Genomic DNA, 24,449 nt, shown 5'->3' with positions numbered 1-24,449 from the left:
GACGGAGTGGGGATCGACCTCTCACCGAAGCATGCTTCCGCCTCACCGCCGCGAATTGCTCGGCGCCCCATAAACCGGCGTCTCGATCCCTTCCATCCGTGCCTTGATCTGCAGCGCGACATATTTCGAATAGAAGCGCGACAGCGCGAGATTGCCGCCGTGGAACCACAGTGCTTCCTGCGCCGTCGGCTTCCACATGTTGCGCAATTCGCCCTGCCAGGGGCCGGGGTCGCCCTTGACGCCGGAGCCGAGGCCCCAGCAGGGGCCGACCTTGTCGGCGACCTCGCGCGAGACGAGAGCCGCCACATTCTCGTTCATCGACTGGTAGCCGGTGCAGGCGACGATGGCGTCGGCCTCGAGCTCGCTGCCGTCCTCGAACAGGATGCCTTTCGCCGTCAGCGATTTTATCGCGACGCCGCTGCGGATGCCGACCTTGCCGTCGATGATCAGGTCCGAGGCGCCGACATCGATGTAGTAGCCGGAGCCGGTGCGGTAGGCCTTCATCAAAAGGCCGGTTTCGTCGTCGCCGAAATCGAGCGCGAAGCCGGACGCGGCCAGACGCTCGTAGAATTCGGCGTCGCGCGCGCGGATGACGTCGTAGAGCGCGCGCTGGCCCTTGGGCACCAGCGCGAACGGCGTCGAGGCGACGATCATGTCGGCCTTCTCGGTGGTGATGCCGCGTGCCAGCGCGTCCTCGGAGAAGATCTCGAAGCCGACCTGCATCAGCGTGTCCGACTTGACCACCGTGGTCGGCGAGCGCTGGATCATGGTGACGTCGGCGCCGCTCTCCCAGAGGTCGACGCAGACGTCGTGGCCGGAACTGGCCGCACCGATGACGGCGACCTTCTTGCCGCGGAATTTCCCGCCGCTGGCATACTGGCTGGAGTGCAGCAGCTCGCCCTTAAACTGGTCGGAACCCGGCAGGTCGATCTTGCGCGGCGGACCGTAGGCGCCGGTGGCGAAGACGATGTGCTTCGGCTTCAGCGTGATGCGCTGCCCGACGCGGTCGACCACCACGGTCCATTCTTTCTCCGCCTCGTCGTAGCTGGCGCTGAGGCACCTGGTGGCGACCCAGTAATTCAGCTCCATGACGCGCGTGTACATTTCCAGCCAGTCGCCCATCTTGTCCTTGGGCGTGAAGACGGGCCAGTTGTCGGGGAACGGTATGTAGGGCAGATGGTCGTACCAGACCGGATCGTGCAGCACGAGCGTGCGGTAGCGGTTGCGCCAGGAATCGCCCGGCCGTGCGTTCTTCTCGATGACGATGGTTGGCACGCCGAGCTGACGCAGCCGTGCGCCGAGCATGATGCCGCCCTGGCCGCCGCCGATGACCAGGCAATAGGGTTGCTCCGTTACGCCGAGCTCGCGCGCCTCACGCGCCCGCGCTTCCGACCAGGTCTCGCGTTCCGGGTCCGCCTTGTGGCGCACGCCCAGCGGCCGCGCCGCGCCCTTGCGCTCCTCGTGTCCCTTCAAGTCGGTCATCGCCGTGAACAGGGTCCGGCAGCGGCCGTCGCGCAGCCGCATGATGCCCTGGCCCGTGGCCGCCGCCGTCTCGAAGGTGAACCAGGCCTCGATCGTGCCTTCATCCGAGCTCGCCTCGCCTGTGAGCTGCCACGCGGCAGGCTTAGTCGCCGCCAGCGTTGCTGTCAGCATGTCGGTGATGGCCTCGCGGCCTTCCATCGTCGTGACGTTCCAGGTGAAGGTCAGCAGGTCGCGCCAATAGCAATCGTCGACGAACAGGTTGCTTGCGGCCGACACGTCGCCGGATTCAAGCGCCCGCGAAAAGGAGCCAAGCCATGCGGCCGCCTGTTTGGATGGTGACATTTCGAGCATTTCTTCCCTCTTGTATGCGTCCAATCCGTGTATTGGGACGGTAACCGTTGAAGTCGGCGCTGCCCCTCATCCGCCTGCCAGCACCTTCTCCTCGTATAGTGGGACTCCTCGTATAGTGACGGGGAGAAGGGACTAGTCTCCCAGCGGCTCCATTTCCTTGCCCGTGCGGTGGATCTGGGCGTTGTATTTGATGCGGCGCACGGTCTCGCGGGCCGGGCCGTCGAGCTTGTAGGCCGACGCCACCGCCAGGAGGTCGATCATCGCCAGGAAGGCGAAGCGCGAGGCCGTCGGCTTCAGCGTGTCGGGATATTCGGGCACGGCAACCGTCAGCCGGACGTCGCAGGCGCGGGCGAGCTCGGTATCGGGCGCCGTCACGGCGATCGCGTTGGCACGGTAGTGCTTGGCGAGTTCGACCGCCTCGATCACCTCGCGCGTGCGCCCGGTCGCCGAGATGGCGACCACCAGGTCGCCGGGCTTCAGCGTCGAGGCGGTCATGCGCATCAAATAGGGGTCGCACTGGGCGCTGATCGAGATGCCATAGCGAAACAGCCGGTACTGAGTTTCCTGCGCCAGCGCCGAAGAGCTGCCGCCGAGCCCGAACACGGTGACCTGGCGGGCCCGGGCGATCAGCTCGGCGGCCTTTTCCAGCTCACCCGGATCGAGCTGCCGCTCGGTTTCCTGCAGCGCCCGGCGCGCTTCGCCGAACACCGCGTTCCAGAACGGCATGGCGGCGTCGCCCTCCCTGGCCGGCGACGTGTCCAGGTAGAGCGCGCCGACGACGAGGCTCTGCGCCAGCTTCAGCTTGAAGTCGCGCACGCCCTCGCAGCCGATGGCGCGGCAGAACCGGGTCACCGTCGGTTCGCTGACGCCGGCGCGCTGGGCCAGCGCCGCGTTGGAGGCGTCGACGGCATATTTGACATTTTCGAGCACGACATCGGCGACGCGGCGTTCGGCCGGGCGCAATTCGCCGTAGGAATCCTTGACCAGCGAGATGATGTCGGGAATGCGCCGGACGGGTTCGCCCCCGGTTCCCTCTTCGTCCGCGATCGGATGGCTGGCAGCTTCGGTCATGAAGGCGGTGTTCCCTAGCCCGTTTTCGACCTGACCTCTTATCATGTTTGCACGCTGTCGTTCCATGCGCAGGACGGCGCTGCAACCGATGCGTGCCGTCAAGGCATCCGCGTGTGCGCCTGCCAAATCATGTAGGAAAGCAACACGAATTTCAAGGCAAAGAATACCACGTCAATACAGATAGTTATGCCTAGCAGTCGGTTCTCGTCCCATGCTCGCCGCCGTCGACGCTTGACAGCAAAGTAGGATAGTTACACACTGATTTTTGACAGTCTGATGACCTTTGGATCATCACGCAATCTCCGAGGGGCGGATGAACGCGGGCGAGATAACAACGCCGAAGCTTGGCGTGCAGGCAGCGACCAAGATCTATCACACGGCGTCCGGCGACCTCTTGGCGCTGGACCGCTGCAGCCTCGACGTCAGAGCCAATGAAATCGTCTCGATCGTCGGCCCGTCCGGTTGCGGCAAGACCACGCTTTTGTGGTCGATGTCGGGGCTGCACGGCCTGACAAGCGGCGCGATCAAGCTCGACGGCAAAGAGATTTCCGGGCCGCATCCCGATATCGGCATCGTCTTCCAGGAAGCCAACCTCCTGCCCTGGCGCAATCTCGACGCCAACATCCGCTTCCCCTTCGAGATCAAGGGCGAAAAACCGGACCGCGCCTGGATCGCGCATCTGCTTAACCGCGTCGGCCTCGACGGTTTCGGCGGCAAATTCCCGCGCGAGCTTTCGGGCGGCATGCAGCAGCGCGCGGCGATCGTGCGGGCGCTGGCGCTGAAACCCTCGGTGCTTTTGATGGACGAGCCGTTCGGCGCGCTCGACAGTTTTACCCGCGAGGAGATGAACCGGCTGGTCGAGGAGATCTGGCTCGACACCAAGACCACCATCGTCTTCATCACCCACTCGATCGAGGAAGCGATTTTCCTCTCCGACCGCGTCGTGGTGCTGAGCGCGCGGCCGGGCCGCGTCGCCAAGGAATACCGCGTGCCGTTCCCGCGGCCGCGCTCGCTGGAGATCATGGCGACGAAGGAGGTGTTCGACCTCACCAACCGGATCAAGATGGACATTGTCGGAGAGCGCACCAGACCGAAGGCGCCGGAGCGCCCGAGCGCCGAGATCGTGAGGATCAGGCCGTGAGCGACGCCATTCCCGAATTTTCGAAGTCGAAGTCAGGCGATGGGCAAGACGTCAGCCTGACCAACCTCTCGGCCTTCGCCAGCGGCCCCGGCATCAAGTCGGGCAAGGAGGTGGCGGCCATTCTCGCCGTCGCCGTCATCATCATCGGCGGCATCGAACTGGCGCTGCGGCTGTTCCATGTGCCGCTCTACATCATGCCGCCGCCGAGCTCGATCGCCTATGCGCTGTTCGACGAGTTTCCGCTGATCGCGCCGCATCTCGGCTATACGCTGGTCGAGCTGGTGTCCGGCTTTGTCATCGGCGCCGCCGTCGGTCTGGTGCTGGCCGCCGTCATCACCCAGTTCCCGTTCGCGGAAAAGATCGTCGCGCCGTATATATTGCTGCTGGTCACCACTCCGATGCTGGCGCTGGTGCCGCTGCTCATCTTGCGTTTCGGTTTCGGCTACACGCCCCGTATCATCGCGGTGGCCCTGGCCGCCGGGCCGATGGTGATGATCAATGCCGCCACCGGCTTTCGTCGCGTCGACAGCGCCAAGATCGCGCTGGCGCGGTCCTATGGCGCCAGCACCTTGCAGATCTTCTGGAAGATCCGCGCGCCGATGGCGCTGCCGATGATCCTGGTCGGGCTGATGATCGGCGCCATCTTCGGCCTGCTCACCGCCGTCGGCGCCGAGATGGTCGGCGGTGGCTTCGGCCTCGGCAACCGGCTGACCACCTATTCGTCGATGATCCAGATGCCGCAATTCTTCGCCGTGGTGCTGATCCTGTCGATGCTCGGCATCCTGATCTACGTGCTGTTCTTCCTCATCGGCAAGAAATGGGCGAGCTGGGAGGCTTGACGCAGAAGCAATGACCACGCCCGGGAGGCGGGCGGCAAGGCAGACTGACATCAAACAAAAAAGGGGAATGCCATGACCAAAGACAATTTCATCCAGCAGGCGGGGATGAGCCGCCGCATCTTCCTGCAGGTGACCGGCGCCGGGCTGGTGACGGCGACCGCACTCGGCGCCACCGGCCTCAGGGCGAGGGCCGAGGCCTATGGAAAATTCACCTGGATCTCGCCGCGCGGCACGCTCGAAGTGCTCGACGACTACCCCTACTGGGCGGCCAAGGAGGCCGGCTATTTCGACGGGCTCGACACTGACATGCAGCCGGGACCGTCCGACGGCACGGCGACGGTGAAGTTCGTCGATGTCGGCCAGGCCGATATGGGCTTTCCCTCGCCCGGCGTGTTCTCCTTCGCCATCCAGAACGGCATGAAGCTGAAGTCGGTGTTCCATATGGGCGCGCGCGACACGTTCAGCATCGCTTTCCGCAAGGGCGAGGGCTCGAACGACCTGAAGAAGCTCGAAGGCAAGACCATCCTGCTTGGTTCCGCAGCCTGGCAGTCGATCACCGATCCGCTGCTTGCCGCGCAAGGCGTCGACATCAAGAAGGTCAAGTATGTCGAGGCCGGCTGGCCGACCTGGGGCACCGCGCTTGCCGGCGGCCAAGGCGACGCGGCGCTGTCATGGGAAGGGCTGCGCGCCGAATGGATCGCCAAGGGTCTCGATTTCGAATACTGGCTCGGCGTGAAGAACTCGAAACTGCCGGCCAATACCTTCGTCGTGCGCGCCGCCGATCTCGAAGATCCCGACAAGAAGGCGTTCCTGGAAAAATACCTGCGCGGCTGGGCGATGGGCCTTGAGTTCGGCTATCAAAATCCGCGCGCGGCGGTCGAAGCGGTGTTCGAGCAGTTCCCGACGCTGGCCAAGAACCTCGGACCGGAGCTCGGCACCACCTCGATCCTGCAGCAGATCAACGTCTTCCGCGGCGACATGGACAAGCGCGGCGGCTGGGGGTCGCACGACATGGCGAGCTGGCAGGGCTTCTTCGACGAGATCCACAAGATCGGCCAGATCACCAACCCAGTGAAGGCCGAGGATGTCTGCAGCAACGACCTGATCCCGGCCGCCAACGACTTCGACAAGGCCAAGGTCAAGGCCGACGCAGACGGCGTCAAACTGTCGGAAGGCTTTGCCGCGCTCGATGTCGAGAAGATCAAGGCGCACCTGTTCGATTCGGCGGTGAAGTAGAAGCGCGCAATTGGTGGGTGTCGGCGCCGCCCCTCATCCGCCTGCCGGCACCTTCTCCCCGTATAGTGACGGGGAGAAGGGAAGCGCTCCAACGCTGGCGATTGGCGAAATCGGCGATGGCAGCGTCTTTCTCCCCGTCACTATACGGGGAGAAATGTCCAGCAGGACAATGAGGGACGGCGCTAACCTGAACTGACTTGCTTTGGGCGAAACGCTATGGGTGGCAACGGACTGCCGCTCACTCTTGAAATCAAAAGCATGGGAGGCGGATGTGGCCGACAAGGTGAAAGTACTGGTGGTGGGTCTTGGCAATATGGGTGCGTCGCACGCCAGCGCCTATCATCGCTCGGAGGGGTTTGAGATCGCCGGCATCATGAGCCGCTCGATCAGGAGCAACACGAAAATCCCGGCCGAACTCGCCGGCTATCCGCTCTACGAGGATTTCGACCTGGCGCTGGGGGAGACCAGGCCGGACGCGGTCTCGATCAACAGCTGGCCGAACACCCATGCCGAATACGCGCTGAAGGCGATCGCGGCGAACTGCCACGTGTTCATGGAAAAGCCCTTGGCCACCAACATCGAGGACGCCGAAAAGGTGGTGGCGGCCGCGCGAGCGAAAAACCGCAAGCTGGTGCTCGGCTACATCCTGCGCGTCCACCCCTCGTGGATCAAGTTCATCGAGGTCGGCAAGACGCTCGGCAAGCCGCTGGTCATGCGGCTCAACCTCAACCAGCAAAGCAGCGGCAGCGCCTGGCACTGGCACAAGAACCTGATCGATTCGCTGATCCCGATCGTCGATTGCGGCGTGCATTATGTCGACGTCATGTGCCAGCTGACCGGCGCCAAGCCGGTGCGCGTGCATGGCATCGGCGCCAAACTATGGGCCGAAGCCGACAAGCAGAATTACGGCCACTTGCATGTCACCTTCGATGACGGCTCGGTCGGCTGGTACGAGGCCGGCTGGGGTCCGATGATGAGCGAGACGGCCTATTTCGTGAAGGATGTCGTCGGCCCGAAAGGCGCGGTCTCGATCGTCGCCGGCCAGCAGGCGAGCAGCGCGGCCGAGTTGGCCGAAGTGTCGAACTCCGCCGACATCGACCGCCACACCAAGACCGACGCGCTGAAGATCCATTATGCCGCCGTCGACGGCGACAAGAATTTCAAAAAGCCCGACGAGATCGTCAGCATGGAGGACGAGCCCGGCCACCAGGAACTGTGCGACCGCGAGCAGGCTTTCTTCCTGCGCGCCATAAGCGAGGACCTCGATCTGACCGAGCAGATGGACGCGGCGGTCAACAGCCTGCGCATCGTGCTCGCGGCCGAACAGAGCATAGAGCTGGGACGGACGGTCGAGCTGGCCTGATGCTATCCGGCTGTTGGCGCTGGAGGCGGCGGCGCAAGAAGGACATTGGCGAGATTGGAGCCGCTGCAGGACAGTTATCTCAGGTTTGCGCTGCCCCTCATTGCCCTGCCGGGCATTTCTCCCCGTAGAGTGACGGGGAGAAAGACGCTGTCACCGACGACTTCGCCAACTTCCTAACGTCACAGGAATGGCGCCGAGGTTGCGACAGTCCCCCTTCTCCCCGTCACTCTACGGGGAGAAGGGGCCGGCAGGCGGATGAGGGGCGGTGCCAACATTGGCAAATGACCGAAGCTGTAGCTCGGTCGCCTCGACGAGCGACGTTGAGGACAGAAGGATCGGGAGGAGAGACATGGTCACCGACAGTCTTTTGAAAACCTATGCCGAGTCCGATGCACTTGGCCTCGCCGCGCTGGTCCGCGGCGGCCAGGTTTCGCCGGCGGAACTGGTCGAGGCGGCGATCACGCTGGTCGAGCGGTTGAATCCGTCGCTCAACGCGGTCGTCCATCGCCTCTATGACATGGCGCGCGCACAGGCCGCGACGGTCGACAGATCGGCACCCTTTGCCGGCGTACCATTCCTGCTCAAGGAACTGGCCTCGTCCTGGACGGGTGCGCCCAACACCAATTCCTGCTTCTACCTCAGAGATGTCGTCGCCGATTTCGACACCGAAGTCGTTCGCCGCATGAAGGCGGCGGGACTGGTGCTGGTCGGCAAGTCGAACGCGCCCGAAAACGGCTGGTCGATCACGACGGAACCAAAACTCTACGGCACGACGAAAAACCCGTGGAAGGAAGGCATCACGCCAGGCGGCTCGAGCGGCGGCGCGGCCTCGGCTGTCGCCTCGCGCATGGTGCCGATCGCGGAGGCCAGCGACGGCGCCGGCTCGATTCGCATCCCCGCCTCCTGCTGCGGGATCGTGGGCCTGAAACCGTCGCGCGGCCGCGTCAGCCTGGCCCCGTTCGGCGACTATTGGTATGGCGGTGCCTACTTCCTCTGCTGCTCGCGCACGGTGCGCGACACGGCGGCCTATCTCGATGCGGTGGCCGGTGCGCTGCCCGGCGAGCCCTATACGCCGCCGGTGCCGGATGCCTCCTGGCTCAGCCTGTCGGCGCGTGCGCCGAAAAACCTGCGCATCGGCTTCACCGTCACGCCGCCCAATGGCACCGCCATCGATCCGGAGGTGAAGGCGGCGGTGCTGGCGACCGTGGCCGCATTCGAGCGGTTGGGGCATGATGTCGAGGAGCACGACATGCCGCTCGATGCCAATGGCGTATGGGCAACCTACACCAACATGACCTGCGTCCAGACGGCGGCGACCTTCGACTCCCTGGAAACGGTGATCGGCCGGCCGGTGACGTCAGGCGATGTCGAGGCGGTGACCTGGGCGATCATCGAGCGCGGCCGCGCCACCAGCGGGGTCAGGCACATCTCCGATGTCGAGCAGCTCCGGCAGGTCGGCCGCGATATTGTCGGCGATCTCAAGGCCTATGATCTCTTCGTCACGCCCACCTTGACGCAACTGCCGCGGCCGTTCGGCTATTACGATATGTCGGAGACCGACATCGACCGCTACAACGCCAAATGGACGGATGCCGTCTTTGCCTTCCCCTTCAACATCTCCGGCCAGCCGGCGATCTCGCTGCCGCTCGGCTGGTCGCACGGCGGCGTGCCGGTCGGCGTGCAACTGGTCGGCCGCTACGGCGACGAGGCGACGGTGCTGGCGGCGTCGGCACAGCTGGAACAGGAAATGCCATGGAGGGACAGGCGGCCGCCGGTGAGCGCTTAGGGACCTGTACGGAGGTTTGATCGCTGGACGGCAAAACCTTTCCCGTCGTCATCCTGGGGCGTAGCAAGGAGCGCAGCGACGCAGCGCAGACCCCAGGATCCATGCCGCGACATCAAAGCATTCCCGGCGGTCCAAAATTCTGCTCCGCTACACCCCACGGAAAGGTCACGGCATGGATCCTCGGGTCTCCGCGACGGAGCTTCGCTCCTGCTCCGCCCGTGGATGACGAAGGTGGAGGGACCTCAGCCAATTTCCGGAGGTGCAGATCTCAAGCCTCCTACTACCCAATCACCTCCAGCCGCCGCGGCAGCCGGTTCATCGCGACCGGCCCATCCGGCGTGATCAGGAACTGGTCCTCGAGGTTGAAGCTGGCGAGGCCGTCGATATAGAGCGGGATTTCGAAGGCCAGCACCATGCCGGCCTCGATCACGACCTCGCTGCCGGCCGATATGAACGGCCATTGCTCGGAAAAGACCGACTGCCCGACGCCGTGGCCGAAGTGGCCGCGGCGGTAGGAGCGCAGGCCTTGGCGCGCCAGGCTGTCGGTGGCGACGCGGTGGACATGGGCAAGCGTGTTCCCGGGAACAAGCTCGGCCAGCCCATCGTCGAAGGCGCGCTCGGCAATGGCGTGCAGTTCGGCCTGATCAGCCGAAGGCGGGCCGAAGGTGAAGTTGCGCGACATGTCGGAGGCGTAGCCACCGACCGTACAGACCATGTCGCATTTCAGCGGATCGCCCGCCACGGCCCTGGTGTCGGCGCCCTTGGCCCGGGCGCCCAGCGTCACATATTCGGCCGTGATGACCGGGTGGGATAGCCCAGCCGCCGCCGTGGCGACGCCCTGCCGGTAGAGCGCGACGAGATCGCTCTGGCGCATCCCGGCCATGGCATCGACCTGCAGCCGCTCCAGGCCGGCTTCCGACAGGATGATGCCTTGCCGCAGCAGGTCGATCTCGCGCTGCGACTTGAGCGCGCGCAGCCGGTCCAGCACAAGCGAGCCGTCCACAACAGGGCTATCCGGCAGCAGCGCCTGGATGGCGGCAAAATCGGCGGCGGGAATGAAGTCGAGGTCGAGGCCGAGCGTGGCGCGCTCCAGCCCGAAATCGGCGAGGATTGCCTGCAGCTGTCGCACCGAGCCGGCGAGGTCGAAGGTGGCGGGACGCGCGAAATCCGGCGCGCGGCCGAGCGAAGCCAGGCCAGCCTCGATACGCTCCGCCAGGGGCAGCCCGGCAGCTCCTGTCTCGATCGGCGCTGCTTCGATCCAGATCGGGTGCGAGCGCACGACCATCTCGGGCGCGGCGGTCCGCAGTTGCGTGGCATTGAAGTCGGCGACCACGACGCCGATCGGCAGGTCCTGCCTGGCCGGGACGACGACGAAGCCGGCGCCGGCGCGCCGGAACAGGCCGGCCGGACCGATCGAAGCGCCGGTCGCATAATGGAAGGCCTCGGGCGCTGAGAGCACCAGCGCGGCGATGCCGGCGCGTTGCATAAACTGCGTGGCGCGCTGCCGGTCGACAAACCCCGTCATGAGACTTTCTCCGTCTGCGTGGAACCGGCAACGGAGCATTGCGGGTGCGGACAATCAAGACGGTTGCTCGTATTGACGCACTGATACCTTGAGTGCGGAGCGGAGACGCCCACGACTTCGTCATCCTAGAGCGGAGCAAGGAGCGCAGCGACGCAGCGCAGACCCTAGGATCCATGCCGGGACTCCGGAGCGTTGCCACGGTCCAGATTCTGCTCCGCTGCACCCGCCAGCACGGTCGCGGCATGGATCCTCGGGTCTCCGCGACGCCGCGCCGCGGCTGCTCCGCCCGTGGATGACGAAGGGATAGGATGTCGGCCGCGGTTGCCGGCGAACCCGCTACTTGATCGATTCCAGCTTGGTCAGGGCGGCGGTGAAGCCGGCCAGCGACACCGGGATGGTGACCGGCATGCGGGTGACGGACTCCATGCCGATGTTCAGATTGGTTCCCGACTTCATCGCCTTGACGAGGTCCGGCGGCAGCGGCGTGGCGGCATAGGCGCCGTTCTGGTCGCTGGTCTGGATGGCGATGGTCGTCTTCTGTCCCTGGTCGATCTGGTAGCTGGCGCCGGACGGCAGGAAGAGGCCGTGCGGCAAGGCGAGCAGCATGGCGAGGCTGCCATTGCCGTTGTCGCGGCGAACGGTCACCGTAAGCACGCGCTGTCCTGTCTTCGCCTCGGTCAGGTTTTGAGACACCTGGCATTGAAGTTCGGAGCTCGCCGAGCCGCTGGAGCAGTTGACCGCCCAGGGATTGGCGTCGGCCGGCTTTGACTGGGCCGGTTGGGGCTTGGCGGCTTCCTCGGCAAGTGCGGGTCCGGCGCTCGACAGGATGAGCCACAGGGCGCCAATACCTGCGGCCAAGCTCAAAGTATTAGCTATAGCTAAAACAACTCTCATGTTCTTTTAGGCCCCACCGGTATTTCCCGCAGTAGGGCTTGATACAACACTCCAATCCAGCCTGAAAGCCAGGAATCCACCGAAGCAAGCCGGCAAATCTACTGTGTCCATATTGCCACAGACAGGCACTTTGGTGGGCCACAGCAGCAGTTTGATCATTGGGGACTCGCTATACAATGGATTTCCATTAAACATCGGCACGCGGGACGTGTAGTCCCAGAAGGACTCGCCAGGGATGGGAACTACCGAGAAGTCTCGGCAAGTTGGTGAGATGGCGGCGCGTGGGGAGGGGTTCCACATGCGCGCCGGTTATCGCCGTTCGAGCATAGCAAGGCAGCTCTGGAAGACGACGGCGCTTACGTCGCTGGCGCTGGCGCTCTCGGGCGTGGCCGCCTATGGCGACGATGCCGGGCTCTGGCAGCCGCAGGTCCGGGCCATCATCGGCGCCGACAACAATGGCGGCAACGCCGCGCTCGAAGGCTTCATCCCGATCAAGCAGAGCGCCGAATCGGTGCTGTTCCTGGATGTGCGGGCCAAGCACGATTTCAAGGACGCCTTCGGCCAGGATATCGGCCTCGGCATCCGCCGCATCGTCAACCCGGACCTGATGCTCGGCGGCTATGCCTATTTCAATGCCGAGAGCTACGGCGGCACGCAGTTCACCGGGGGCACGCTGGGCGTCGAGGCGATCACGCCGAATTTCGACGCGCATGTGAACGTCTTCGTGCCGATCAAGGGCGACTCGACCGACCACTCGACCAGCTCGACCCTGTCGATGGTCTCCAACCAGCTGATCGAGCAGATCTCGGTGCTCGACCATCGCGACTACGCGGCCTGGGGCATCGAGGGCGAGGTTGGGGCGAAGGTGCCGCTCAACCTGCCCGACAAGCATTCGCTGCGGCTGGACATTGGCGGCTACCATTTCGAGGATCCGCACGGTGATGACGGCGGCGTCACCGGCGCCAAGGCCGGCATCGAATATGAGATCGGCGATGTCTTCGGCACCGGAACGTCGCTGACCTTCACCGGCGAGGTGCGCAACGACAATCGCGACGACACCCAGTTCGCCGGCAGCGTGCGGCTGAATATCCCGTTCAATCCCGGCGGCGGCTCGGACAGCACCGCGGCCATCGGGGCGGATCCGGTCTATCCGGTCAGCGAAGGCCTGCGCAAGCGCGTCAACGAGCGGGTGCGCGGCGATATCGGCGTCCGCATCCAGAGCCAGGACAAGACCGGCGGCACGACGACCCGCGTCGCCATCAACGCCGCCACCAATGCCGCGTTCGGAAAGTTCTATTTCGCCGATGGCGGCCTGGCCGGCGCCGGCACGCAGGCCGACCCGACGACATTGGACGATGCCGTCACCAAGGCCGGCAACGGCGGCTTCGTCGTGGCGCTCGGCGGCAATGGCAATCTGACGACTGGCGGCGTGACGCTGGCCACGGGCCAGACGGTCATCGGCGGCGGCGAAAGCGTCACCGCAAAGCTTTTCGGCGGCGGCACGGCCACCTTCAACCTCGGCGGCAGCGACGGCACGATCCAGGGCACCAACGTCGCCAACCCCGTCATCACGCTGGGCAATGGCAACACGCTGAACGGCATCACCATCACCGGCGGCGGCGACGGCATTTTCGGCAACAACGTCACCGGCACGACGCTGACCAACGTCACGGTAACGGGCACCGGCGGCAATGGCGCCGACTTCACCGGCAATTCGACCAATGTCAGCGCGTCCAATTTCACCGCCACCGGCAACGGCCTCGACGGCCTGCACATCGAAGGCGACGGCACCTACAATTTCACCGGCACGACGCTGCTGTCGGGCAACCAGGACGACGGCCTCGATATTACGGGCAAGGGAACCTACAGCTTCGCCATCCTCAATGCTCAGGACAACCAGGATGCCGGCATAACGGTGAAGGGCACCGCCGTCGGCGGCAGCTTCACCACCACCGGCGGCCAGGTGTCGGGCAACACGGCGCTGGGCGACGACGGCGCCGGCATCTTCATCGACCCGATCACCGCGCATGTGGTGTTGGATTCAATCTCGCAGACCGGCGGCACATCGGGCGTGGTGCTCGACCATGTCTCGGGCAGCTTCACGGTCAACGGCGCCACCACGATCTCCAACACGACGGGACCGGCGATCGCCATTTCCGATTCGCCGGCAACGATCCGCTTCGGCGACATCAACATCACGGCGCCGGGCGGCGACGGCATGTCGTTCAGCGGCGTCAACGCGGCGGTTGTGGCCGGCAACATCGTCATCTCCGGGCTCGGTCTCGGCCATGCCGGCCTCGACTTCTCCGGCAGCCAGACGCCCTTCACGGCGCTCTCGGCCAACATCAGCGGATCGGGCGCCGGCTCGATCGGCATCGATCTCGCCGACACGACCGGCGGCGCTTCGATCATCATCACCAATGGCGGCACCATTTCGGGCGTCGACACGGGCGTGCGCCTGGGCATCGCCGGCTCGCTGGCCCACTCGGCCAATGCCCAATTCAGCTTCGGCGGCGGCTCGATCGCGGGCGTCACCGCCTCGCTCGACGCGCGTGGGTTGAACCAGACGCTCGGCCTCTATGCCTTCGGCTCGACGACGTTCAGCGGCCCGCAGCTGTTCGACCTCCAGAACGTGATCTTCGTCGGCGCGGCAGCCTCGGGTGCCGGCGACGGCTCCTCGCTTGCGAACCTGGCGTCGATCGGCACCGCCGACGGCATTACCGACGCCAACGCGATCTTCGTGCTGGTCAACGACGCCGGCAACACGCCGATCAATGCGTCGGGCGGCTTCTCGCTCAGCGACGACCAGACGCTGGCGTCCTTCGGCAATGGCCGCTCCTTCTCGCTCGGCGGCGTGCCGATCAACGTCACCGGGACCAACATCCAGCACGACCAGGTCGTTTCGGATCCCGGCACCGGGGCGGCGACGCTGACCAATTCGGGCGCCGGCGACGTCGTCACGCTGGGCAACGGCAACTCGCTGCTGGATTTCAACATTTCGGGCAGCAGCGGCGCGGCGATCAACGGGACGGGTGTTGCCGGCCTGGCGGTGCAGGGCGTTACGGTCAGCAATGTCGCGACAGGCCTGTCGCTCGACAATTTCAGCGGTACCGGCACGTTCACCAATTTCGATATCGCCAGCGCCGGCGCGGGCGTCAGCATCACCGGCGGCACCACCGGGACCCTGACCTTTGACGCGGCGAGCTCGATCGCCGGCACGACAGGCGTGGCGTTCAACATCGATTCCTCGACGCCGAATCTCATCTATAACGGCACGATCAACCAGACCGCTGCCGCGAGCGCGGTCAAGATCAACGCCATGAACGGCGGCTTCGCCAGGTTCGGCGGCAAGATCACCGCCAGCACCGGCGCGGCCAACGCCATCGACCTGACCGGCAATGCCAGCGGCGCGATTGCTTTCGTCGGCGGTCTCGATCTGACAGCCGATGGCGGCTTTGCCTTCAGCGCCGTCAATGGCGGCAATCTGACGGTGTACGGGGCAAGCAATACCGTGGCGACCGGCCTGGGGCCGGACGAGAAGGGCATCCAGATCGCCGGCATGACGATCGGCCTGGCCGGAGTGAACTTCTCCAGCGTCACCGTGGATGGCTCGGGCGGCGGCGTTTCGACCGGCATCGCCATTTCCAACACCAGCGGCGGCAACGTCAACTTCGGTGGCGTCGACCTGTATCGCATCAGCGGCGTCGCCATCAGTCTCGACAATGTCGCCAGCGGCAGATACACCTTCCAGGGCACGACCAAGGTCGACACCGTGGTGGGTGGAGGCTCCGGCTTCCTGGTTCAGAACAGCGCCGCGACCGTCGGCGTCAGCAACCTCGTAACGACGAATATCGCCGGCGCCGATGTCAGCCTGACCAACAACACCGGCACGATCGACATTGGCGGCACCATCACCAATTCCGGCACGGGCGATGGCGTCGTCGTCTCCGGCGGCAGCGCGGCGATCACGATCGGCGCGACCATCAACAGCTCGGCGACAGCGCCCGGCACGGCCGTCAGGGTCGACGGCATCACCGGCGGCTCGGTCGCCTTCACTGGTCCGGTCACCTCAACCGGCGCGGGCAACCTGTTCGCCATCGGCTCGACCACCGCGCCGACGGGTGGCACGATCAGCTTCACCGACTCGGCGCTGACCGCCAGCGGCGGCGGTGGCGCGATCATCGCAGGCTTGGGCGCGGCCGCGACCTTCAACGCCACGTCCCCAATTTCGATCACCAACGCGGTCGGCAACGGCCTGTCGGTCTCCAATGTCGCCGGCAGCGCCACCTTCGGCGCGGTCACCGTGTCGGGTGCAACCGGCAATGGCATCGACATTTCAGGCAATTCCGGTTCGGTGACTTTCGGCACCACCAATGTGACGCTGGGCTCGGCGGCCAACACCGCCGGCATCAACTTCGGCGGCATCAACGCCGATGTCAGCTTCGGCACCACCAGTGTGACGATGGGCGCCGGCGCCAACCAGACGGCAATCGACTTCAGCGGCTCGTCGACGACGGCCGATTTCGGCGTGACCACCATCACCGGCACCGGCGAGGCCACCTCGCGCGGCATCGACCTGTCGTCGACGACAGGCAACAAGACCATCACCTTCCTGCGCGGCTCAAGCATCAGCAACGTCCATATCGGCGTCGACCTGTCGTCCAGCCTCACCACGGCGACCACCGCCAACGCCAACTTCACCTTCGGCGACGGTACTTCGGCCGACGGACTGCAGTCGTCGATCAGCGCGGCGGCCGGCGGCTACACCGTCAACACGGTCGGGCTCGACCCGACGCTCGGCAACTATGATTTCGACGACGTGTTCTTCACCGGCAGCGCCAATCTGCCCTCGGCGGTCGGCGCGGTGACGATGGTCTCGCAATCGGGCGGCGTCATCGCCGTCGGCACGTACGGCCTCAGCCAGTCGGTGACCACGATTTCGCTTGCCGACGCCGATCTCATGACCGGCACGCAGACCTTCGCCTTCGTCGGCACCGTCGATCTCAGCGCAACGCCGTTCACACTCGATTCCGGCCAGTCGATCACCGGCTTCGGCAACAGCAACGTCATCGCCGTGTCCGGCACCTTCCAGCAGGTGAACGTGCAGGGCAATCTCGGCGCCACCGGCGGCAACGTTACCGGCGACGAGGGCGTCGTCACCGGCACAGCGGACGCCATGCATCTGCTCGGCAGCAATCAGGTGCGCAACACCGCCTTCGACTTCACTGGCGCCAGCGGCTCGGTCTTCCTGATCGACCAGGGTGCGGCCGGTTTCAGCAATGCCGGCGGCATCTTCATCGATGGCGTCACGGTCAGCAATGTCGCCGTTGGTCAGACGGCGTTCAAGGTCGATGGCCTCACCAGCAACGTCTCGATCACCAACAACAACATCAACGTCGCCGGGACGCTGCTCGACGCCAATGGCGGCAACGGCAACATCACGCTGACGCGCGGCAACCTGCCCAATGGCGGGCCGGCCGGCACGCTGACCGGCGGCGGCGTCTCGATCGCCAACCGCACCGGCGGCCTGGTCGATTTCACCGACAAGGCGACCATCGGCGGCAATGGCGTATCGCTGACCAACAACAGCGGCGCGGGAATCACCTTCGCCGATCTGGACGTTTCCACCAATGGAACGACGGCCTTCACCGCCACCGGCGGCGGCACGATCACGGTCGACGCGGGAACGATCAATGCCACGGACGCGCAAGCGGCGTCGCTCGACAGCATCACGGCCGACATTCATTTCACGTCCACCAGCGCGACGTTCAGCGCCGGCAACGGCATCGACCTGCAGAGCCTGGCCGGCACGGCCGCTTTCGGCACCGGCACGCTGACCAACACCGGTGCGGGCACGTCGTTCAATGTCGGCTCGGCGAACGCCGCCAGCGGCGGCACTGCTGATATCTCCTATGGCGGCACGATCGCCACCAACGGCAGCGGCGCCGCCGTCTCGATCCAGAGCATGACCGGTGGCTCGGTGGCGCTGTCGGGCAATTTGACCGACAGCAATGCGGCGGCCGGCGGCAACATTTTCGTTGCCGGCAACGATTCCATCACCATCACCTTCTCGGGTACGACCAAGCAGATCAGCTCGGGCGCCGCCGATGGTGTCAATCTCGGCCTCCCCGGCGGTTGGCCTTCGGGCACGCCGACCCCCAACACGAACTCCGCCATCAACTTCACCAATGGCGGCCTCGACATAACGACGACAACAGGCGCGGGCTTCATAGCCATCGGGGACTTCGGCTCCTCGACCTTCACCGTCACCGGCAGCGGCAACAAGATCAATTCCGGCGGCAACGGTCTCCTGGCGGTCGGCGCCGATGCCGGCGTCGGCGGTGTCACCTTCGACAGCATCTCGGCGGTATCCACGAGCGCCTTGGGCGGCGGCGCCGGCGTGTTCCTGTCAGGCATGAACCTGGCGGGCAATGTCAACATCGGCGGGCTGAAGGATACCGGCTATATCGGCGCCTCGCTGTCCGGCCTGTCCGGCCCCGGCGTGGTCAATTTCACCGGCACGAACGATCTCGACACCAGCCATGAAGGGTTCGAGATCAGCGGCCAGGTCGGCACCATAAACATCGCCAATGTCGCCGGATCCACCCTGACCATCGACGGCAGCGAGGTCGGCATTGCGTTTGCCGTCCTCCAGACCGGGACCGTCAATGTCGGCGGCAACGGCGGCGTCGCCAGCATCGGCGCGACGACAAGCACCACCGGGTCGGCCATAGCTCTCTCCGGCGGCAACGACCTTGTTAATGCGACGCTGAACTACAACGGTTCGATCAAGGTCGATACGGGCACGGTGCTGCAAGCCGCCGGCGGCGACTGGACCGAGTTGAACATGAGCGGTTCGGTCGTTTCGACCACGGACGCGGCGGCGGCGGGGACGGCGGCCTTCACCTTCACCGGCAACGCCAACGGCGCCTACAACATTTCAAGCACGATCAATCATGCCGGCAAGGGCATTGGCGTGCTGTTTGACGGATCGTCCAAGGGAACGGCCACCTTCTCCGGCACGTCCAAGATCTTCAACACCAGCAGCGGCGCCAACGGCGCCATCGTCAAGGCCCCCAGCATCGGCCCGGGCGAAGGCACGGGCACGCTCGCCTTCACCGGTGGCAACCTCAAGATCACCACCTCGAGCGGCGCCGGCTTCACCGCCAGCACCACCGGCCCGGGCACGGTCAGCGTCAGCGGCACCGGCAACACCATCACCACGACGACCGGCACCGCGCTCAGCCTGGACGGCGCGACGGTCGGCCCGGATGGCGTGACTTTCGACAGCGTCTCGGTCAACGGCGCGGCGACCGGCATTGCGCTGAACAATGTTTCCGGCGGCACCGTCAGCCTCGGCGCCGCGAATTTGCTGGGCATCACCTCGCATGGCGTCGATATCTCCGGCACGCTCGGCTCGACGCTGAATTTCACCAGCCTCAACATCGGGCTCGGCGCGGCGGACGCGATCGGCCTCGACCTCAACGGCGCCGCGCTCGGCGCCAGCACCATCACGGCCGGCGATTTCGACGTCGACGGCGGCAGCTTCGCCGGCACGATCGGCATCGACATGGCCGGCACGACCGGCACCGGCACGATCCAGCTCGGCAACACCGACACAACCGACAACCCCGGCGACCAGTTCTCGACCATCAAGAATGTCGCGCTGGGCGTCCAGTTCTCCAGCGCCACCAATGCCGGGCTGGTCTTCGGCGACGGAGCGGGTCCGGCGGCGTCGTCGATCGCGACCTTCGGCGGCGGCCAAGTCATTCACGCCACCGATACCTTGCCAACATCGGGCGACTACAATTTCAACGACGTCAATTTCTCCGGCGACACCTCCAACCTGTCGGCGATCAGCGTCTACTATGTCACCGCCGACGCCAGCGCTCTCGGCGACGGCAGCCTGCTCAATCCAGGCACCTATGCGAACGCCCAGAATTCCACGGCCAATGTCATCGTGCTGATCGACAAGAACGGCACCGGCAGCCAGGAGACGATCGACCTGGGCGGCACCTCGTTCCAACTCGACGACGGACAGGTGCTGCTAGCCTTCAAGAGCGGCGATGCGGCCGTCGATGTCTCGCAGCTTGGTGTCGACACCAGCAGCGGCGCCTCGGCGGCATTCCATTTCACCACGGTGCAGAATTCGCCGATCATCTCGGCGCCGGGCGGCATCGATACGCTGCGGCCGATCCTGCAGAGCAACACCGCCACCTCGGTGGTCAATTTCGCGACGACCGGCACCGGCGTCCTCACCGGCGGCATCGAGAACCTGATCATCCGCAACACCGGCAGCGGCACCGGCGTCTCGGGCAGCGTGGCGACCGCCTCCAGCTTCTTCCTCAGGAACAACGACATCGCCGCCGGCGGCAGGGCGCTCGACTTTACCACCAGCGGCGCGCCGGCTGCCGACAGGCTCCTGCTTTCGATCGACGGCAACACGCTGCAGTCGACAGGGACCGCGCTTGCCGCCAATTTCCTCGGCCAGAGCGTCAGCGCCATTCAGAATACGATCGCGATCCGGTCGTTCGCCAACAATACGGTCATCGGCGGCATCGGCGGCGGCATTGCTTTTAACGGTGCCACTTTCGACTCGACGGGCGGCGGCGGCACCGTCAGCGCGGGCACCCTCACCGTCGGCACAACTGGTGCGCGCGTGCAGGGCGACGGCCTCAACCTGCTCAACACCAGCGGCACGCTCGATCTTGGCACCTTCAGCATTGCCAACAATGGCGGCACGGGCCTGCTGGTCAACGAAAAGGGTGGCACGACCTTCACGTTGAACAGCTCGGGCGGCTCGGTCGACACCACGAACGGCACTGCCATCAATCTCGACCCGCTGACGGTCCACATGACGCTCGGCAGCGTCACCGCCACCGGCGGCGCCAGCGGCATCATCTTCGACGGTGTTGCCGGCACCTTCGCCGTCACCGGCGCCACCAGCATCACCGGCACGTCGGGCGCCGGCGTCAGCGCCATCAATACCAATACCGGCACGTTCAACTTCAACACGGTAACGGTCAACAACACGACCGGCGGCGGCATCGGCTGGGCCAGCGGCACGCTCACCGTCACCGGCCTCGCTAACATCGACACCACCACCGGCGCCGGCATAGCCGCGACGGGCGGTACGATCAGTGTCGCCGGCTCGGGCAACACGATCACGACCGGGTCAGGAACCGCACTCGATCTCAGCGGTACGACCGTTGGTGCTGGCGGCGTGAATTTCTCCAGCGTCTCTGCCAATGGCGCCGCTACCGGCATCGCGCTGAACAACGTCTCCGGCGGCGCCATCGCACTTGGCACGGTCGACCTGCAGGGCATAACCTCGCGCGGCATCGATGTGTCCGGCACGCTTGGCGCGGCCCTGTCTTTCACTGATCTGGGCATCGGCCTGAACAGCGGCTCGGCCGTTGCCTTCGACCTGAATGGCGCGATCATCGACGCGGCGATCACCGCCAATGATTTCGACGTCACCAATGCCGCCGTGGGCGCGGGCTCCTCGATCGGCGTCGACCTGCGCGGCGCGACCGGCGGATCGACGGTACGCCTCGGTGACGCCGCGGTCGGCGGCGCATTTTCCAGCATCGCCGGTACCAACACCGGCATATTCCTGAACAGCACGACGAACCTTGCCTTCACCTATGGCGACGGCGAATCGACGACCGACAAGGGTTCGACCGTGAGCGCCAATGTCGGCATCGACGCCTCCAGCGCGCCAACGCTCGGCACCTATAACGTCCAGGACGTGAACTTCCAGGCCAGCCCGGGCCTCGGCTTCGGTATCGGCAATATCTATTTCGTCGGCGCCACCGCGACCGGCGATGGCCTTGGCAAGGATCAAAGCAATCTGATGACGTTGGCTGCGGCGGAATTCCAGGCCGGGCCAAACGACATCCTCGTTCTCGTCAACAATGGCGTCATCACAGCGGCGGGAGGCGACAACACGCTGCTGCTGCAGGCCGGCGAGCAGGTGCGCGGCTTCGGCGCCGGCAACATCAACCTGGCGCTGACCGTGCCGTCGACGATCCAGCTGGCCAGCAATAACGTCTCGATCGCCGATCAGACGTCCGGCGGCGCGGCGACGCTGACAAGCTCGGATGGCAGCAGCATCGTCACGCTGGGCAGCGGCGGCAACATCATCGACGGCTTTACCATCGACGGTAGCGACGGCTCGGGCGCAAATGCCGCGATCGGCATCAGCGGCGCAACGGCGAACGCCACGATCCGCAACATGAGGATCCGCAACGTCACCGCCACCGATATCGACTTCGGCGCCGGCGCCACCGGCACGACGACGCTGACCAATCTTTCCCTCTTCTCCACGGGCGCGGCCGGCACCGCCATCAAGTTTGGTGCTGCCTCCGGAACGGTCACCGCCACCAAAGTCGTCACGTCGGGCGGCGGCGGCCTGTCCGTCGCCGGCGGCAACGCGGCCATCAGCTTCGACAGCACGAGCTCGGTCTCCAGCGTCGTCGGCACCGCTATTCGCATCACCAACCGCACCGGCGGCAGCTTCGGCTTTGCCGGCATGATCGGGACGAGCACCGGGGCCAGCGGCATCGCCATCTCTGGCGCGACCGGAATAAACACGGTCAGCTTCACCGGCGCGGTCAGTCTCACCGCCAACACCGGCACCCCTGTCTCGATCGACAATGGCGGCCTGGCCTCAACCGTCAGCTTCGCCAACCTCGCCATCACGACGGGCGGTGGCAACACGGCCTTCACCGCGACCGGTAACGGCACGGTCAATGTCGCCACCGGATCGATCAGCACGACGGCCGCCCAGGCGATCAACCTCAACGGCATCGCCGCCGGCATCAATTTCACCTCGACCACATCAGGCGGCGGCGCCAACAATGTCAGCCTGACGAACGTCACCGGCACGGTGAACCTGGGCACGGGTACGCTGAGCGGTGCCTTGGGCACGGCGTTCAACGTCAGCGGCGGCTCGGCCAATATCGACTACAATGGCTCCATCACGCACACCGCCAACGCCACCGCGATCGACGTCCAGAACCACACCGGCACCGGCGGCGGCGCCAGCACGATCTCATTCGACGGAACCGTGTCGTCGAGCGGCTCGAGCCACGGCATCAACCTGGTGAGCAATGGCGGCACCAACGGCACCAATATCAATTTCACCAACACGCTGACCATCAACACATCGAGCAGCGGCACCACCGGCTTCAACGCAACCGGCGGCGGCACGGTTATTGCCTCCAATACCAGCAACGTAATCACGTCGGGCGCGGGCACCGCGCTCAATGTCGCCAACACGACCATTGGCGGGGCGGGCCTGACCTTCCGCAGCATTTCGTCCAACGGCTCAAGTGCCAATGCCGGCATCGTGCTAGACAATACCGGATCGAGCGGTGGACTGACGGTGACAGGAACGGGGTCGGCCGGCTCCGGCGGCACGATTTCGAACAAGACCGGCGGCGATATCCTCAACGGCTCGGATGCGAGCGGCCAGACCGCTTCGGGAACCAACGGGACCGGTATCTTCCTGCGCAACACGGCCAATGTGTCGCTGGCCAACATGCAGCTGAACGACTTCACGAACTTCGCCGTCTACGGCAACAATGTCACCAACTTCACGATGACCGGCACGACCATCAGCGGCGTCAACGGGACAACGCTTGCGGGCGATCGCGAGGAAAGCTCGGTCCGCTTTGACAATCTGCTCGGCATTTCGTCGATCACCAACTCCAGCATCTCGGGCGGCTATAACCAGAACGTCGATCTCTACAATACCAGTGGTACGCTGACCCGGCTGACGATGGACAACATTCAGTTCGGCCTGATCAATGCGATAGGCGGCAACGACAACGTCCGAGCACAGGTGTTCAACAGTGCGACGGCTAACTACACGTTGACCAACAGCACCTTCGCCGGTACCCGCGCCGACTTCATCGCATTCCTTGCCAACAACAACGCCCATATGGACGCGGTAGTGCGCGGCAACACGTTCCATAACGGCCAGGTGATCGTCCCCGGCGGCGGCACGGCTGTTGACATCCGCAGCGGCTCCGGCGGCCTCGTCTCCGCCGCGACGACGACTTTCGATATTTCGCACAACACCATGCTCAACACCGGTGGCGATGCGGCAAACGCCTACGACACGGTTGGCGTGTTCGTAGCCAAGGGCCAGGACAACGGCACGCTGTCCGGCACGATCGCCAGCAACACGATTGGGCCGGCTAAGAGCGGCGCCAACGCGGACGGTATCTTCGTCCGTTCGGCCGGCGCCGGCGCGACGACGGTTTTGATCCAGAACAATTCGCTCTCTGGCTACGGCAATGCCGGTATCCACCTGCAGAACAATGACGGCAGCACGACCATGAATGCCTCGGTGTTCGGCAACGTCGAGTCGAGCCCGAATTCGCAAAACGGCTGGGGAATTTTTGTCGACAACGGCGCCACCGCCACCGACACCAGCACGATGAATCTTGTGCTCGGCTCAAGCGTGCCCGCCACACAAAATACGTTTGTCAGCGCGGCCACCGGAGTCGTCGATGTCGGCCTGAGCAACTTCAACGCCAACACGCACTTCAACCTGTCCACCAACGGTTCGGCGTCCGGCACCGTGACCGGCGTGGTTCAGGACGACAATGTTGGCTCGTCTACCGTCGATACGACAGGTGGCGCTGGAACGATCACGCTGGCGGGATCTTTGCCGGTACTACCTCCTGCAGTCGCCCCGTAAACGCGCTAAGTATTTTCCCAAGTGTGCTTACGATGATGGCGAAAAATTA

10 protein-coding genes are annotated in these 24,449 nt (G+C 65.0%); 6 read left to right on the top strand and 4 right to left on the bottom strand.

Features of this window, described 5'->3' with window-relative positions:
- Window positions 1-42 precede the first annotated feature (42 nt).
- Both FJ527_RS09995 and FJ527_RS09990 read right to left on the bottom strand, forming a co-directional pair.
- Entirely contained in the window at window positions 43-1,833 is a 1,791-nt protein-coding gene (locus FJ527_RS09995; protein WP_140822939.1) for an NAD(P)/FAD-dependent oxidoreductase, read from the bottom strand.
- A 132-nt stretch (window positions 1,834-1,965) separates the two neighbouring features.
- On the bottom strand, window positions 1,966-2,904 hold the full coding sequence (locus tag FJ527_RS09990; RefSeq protein WP_015314833.1) for a MurR/RpiR family transcriptional regulator: 939 nt from the start codon (window positions 2,902-2,904) through the stop codon (window positions 1,966-1,968).
- A 313-nt stretch (window positions 2,905-3,217) separates the two neighbouring features.
- Between FJ527_RS09990 and FJ527_RS09985 the strand changes: the two genes are divergently transcribed.
- The 5 genes from FJ527_RS09985 to FJ527_RS09955 all read left to right on the top strand — a co-directional run bounded on the left by FJ527_RS09985 (window position 3,218) and on the right by FJ527_RS09955 (window position 9,269).
- On the top strand, window positions 3,218-4,045 hold the full coding sequence (locus tag FJ527_RS09985) for an ABC transporter ATP-binding protein (RefSeq protein WP_140618202.1): 828 nt from the start codon (window positions 3,218-3,220) through the stop codon (window positions 4,043-4,045).
- Entirely contained in the window at window positions 4,042-4,884 is an 843-nt protein-coding gene (locus tag FJ527_RS09980; protein ID WP_015314835.1) for an ABC transporter permease, read from the top strand. Before FJ527_RS09985 ends, FJ527_RS09980 begins: the two co-directional genes overlap by 4 nt.
- Window positions 4,885-4,956: 72 nt before the next feature.
- Window positions 4,957-6,120, top strand: coding sequence for an ABC transporter substrate-binding protein (locus FJ527_RS09975; protein WP_140822937.1), 1,164 nt, complete (start codon window positions 4,957-4,959; stop codon window positions 6,118-6,120).
- A 271-nt stretch (window positions 6,121-6,391) separates the two neighbouring features.
- Entirely contained in the window at window positions 6,392-7,483 is a 1,092-nt protein-coding gene (locus FJ527_RS09965) for a Gfo/Idh/MocA family oxidoreductase (protein WP_140788993.1), read from the top strand.
- Between the two features lie 349 nt (window positions 7,484-7,832).
- Window positions 7,833-9,269, top strand: a complete 1,437-nt coding sequence (locus FJ527_RS09955; protein WP_140822935.1) for an amidase — start codon at window positions 7,833-7,835, stop codon at window positions 9,267-9,269.
- A 280-nt stretch (window positions 9,270-9,549) separates the two neighbouring features.
- On the opposite strand, the gene FJ527_RS09950 is transcribed toward FJ527_RS09955, so the two are convergent.
- Entirely contained in the window at window positions 9,550-10,794 is a 1,245-nt protein-coding gene (locus FJ527_RS09950; RefSeq protein ID WP_140822934.1) for a Xaa-Pro peptidase family protein, read from the bottom strand.
- 336 nt (window positions 10,795-11,130) lie between these two features.
- On the bottom strand, window positions 11,131-11,652 hold the full coding sequence (locus tag FJ527_RS09945) for an invasion associated locus B family protein (protein WP_246677703.1): 522 nt from the start codon (window positions 11,650-11,652) through the stop codon (window positions 11,131-11,133).
- Window positions 11,653-11,986: 334 nt separating this feature from the next.
- On the opposite strand from FJ527_RS09945, the gene FJ527_RS09940 reads away from it, so the two are divergent.
- A complete protein-coding gene (locus tag FJ527_RS09940; RefSeq protein ID WP_246677702.1) occupies window positions 11,987-24,400 on the top strand; it encodes a hypothetical protein in 12,414 nt (4,137 codons plus the stop codon).
- Window positions 24,401-24,449 lie beyond the last annotated feature (49 nt).

It is taken from the genome of Mesorhizobium sp. B2-4-18, assembly GCF_006441385.1.
Classification (GTDB): domain Bacteria; phylum Pseudomonadota; class Alphaproteobacteria; order Rhizobiales; family Rhizobiaceae; genus Mesorhizobium; species Mesorhizobium australicum.
The sequence above is the reverse complement of the archived record's forward strand: the minus strand, read 5'-3'. Positions and strand labels throughout refer to the sequence as shown.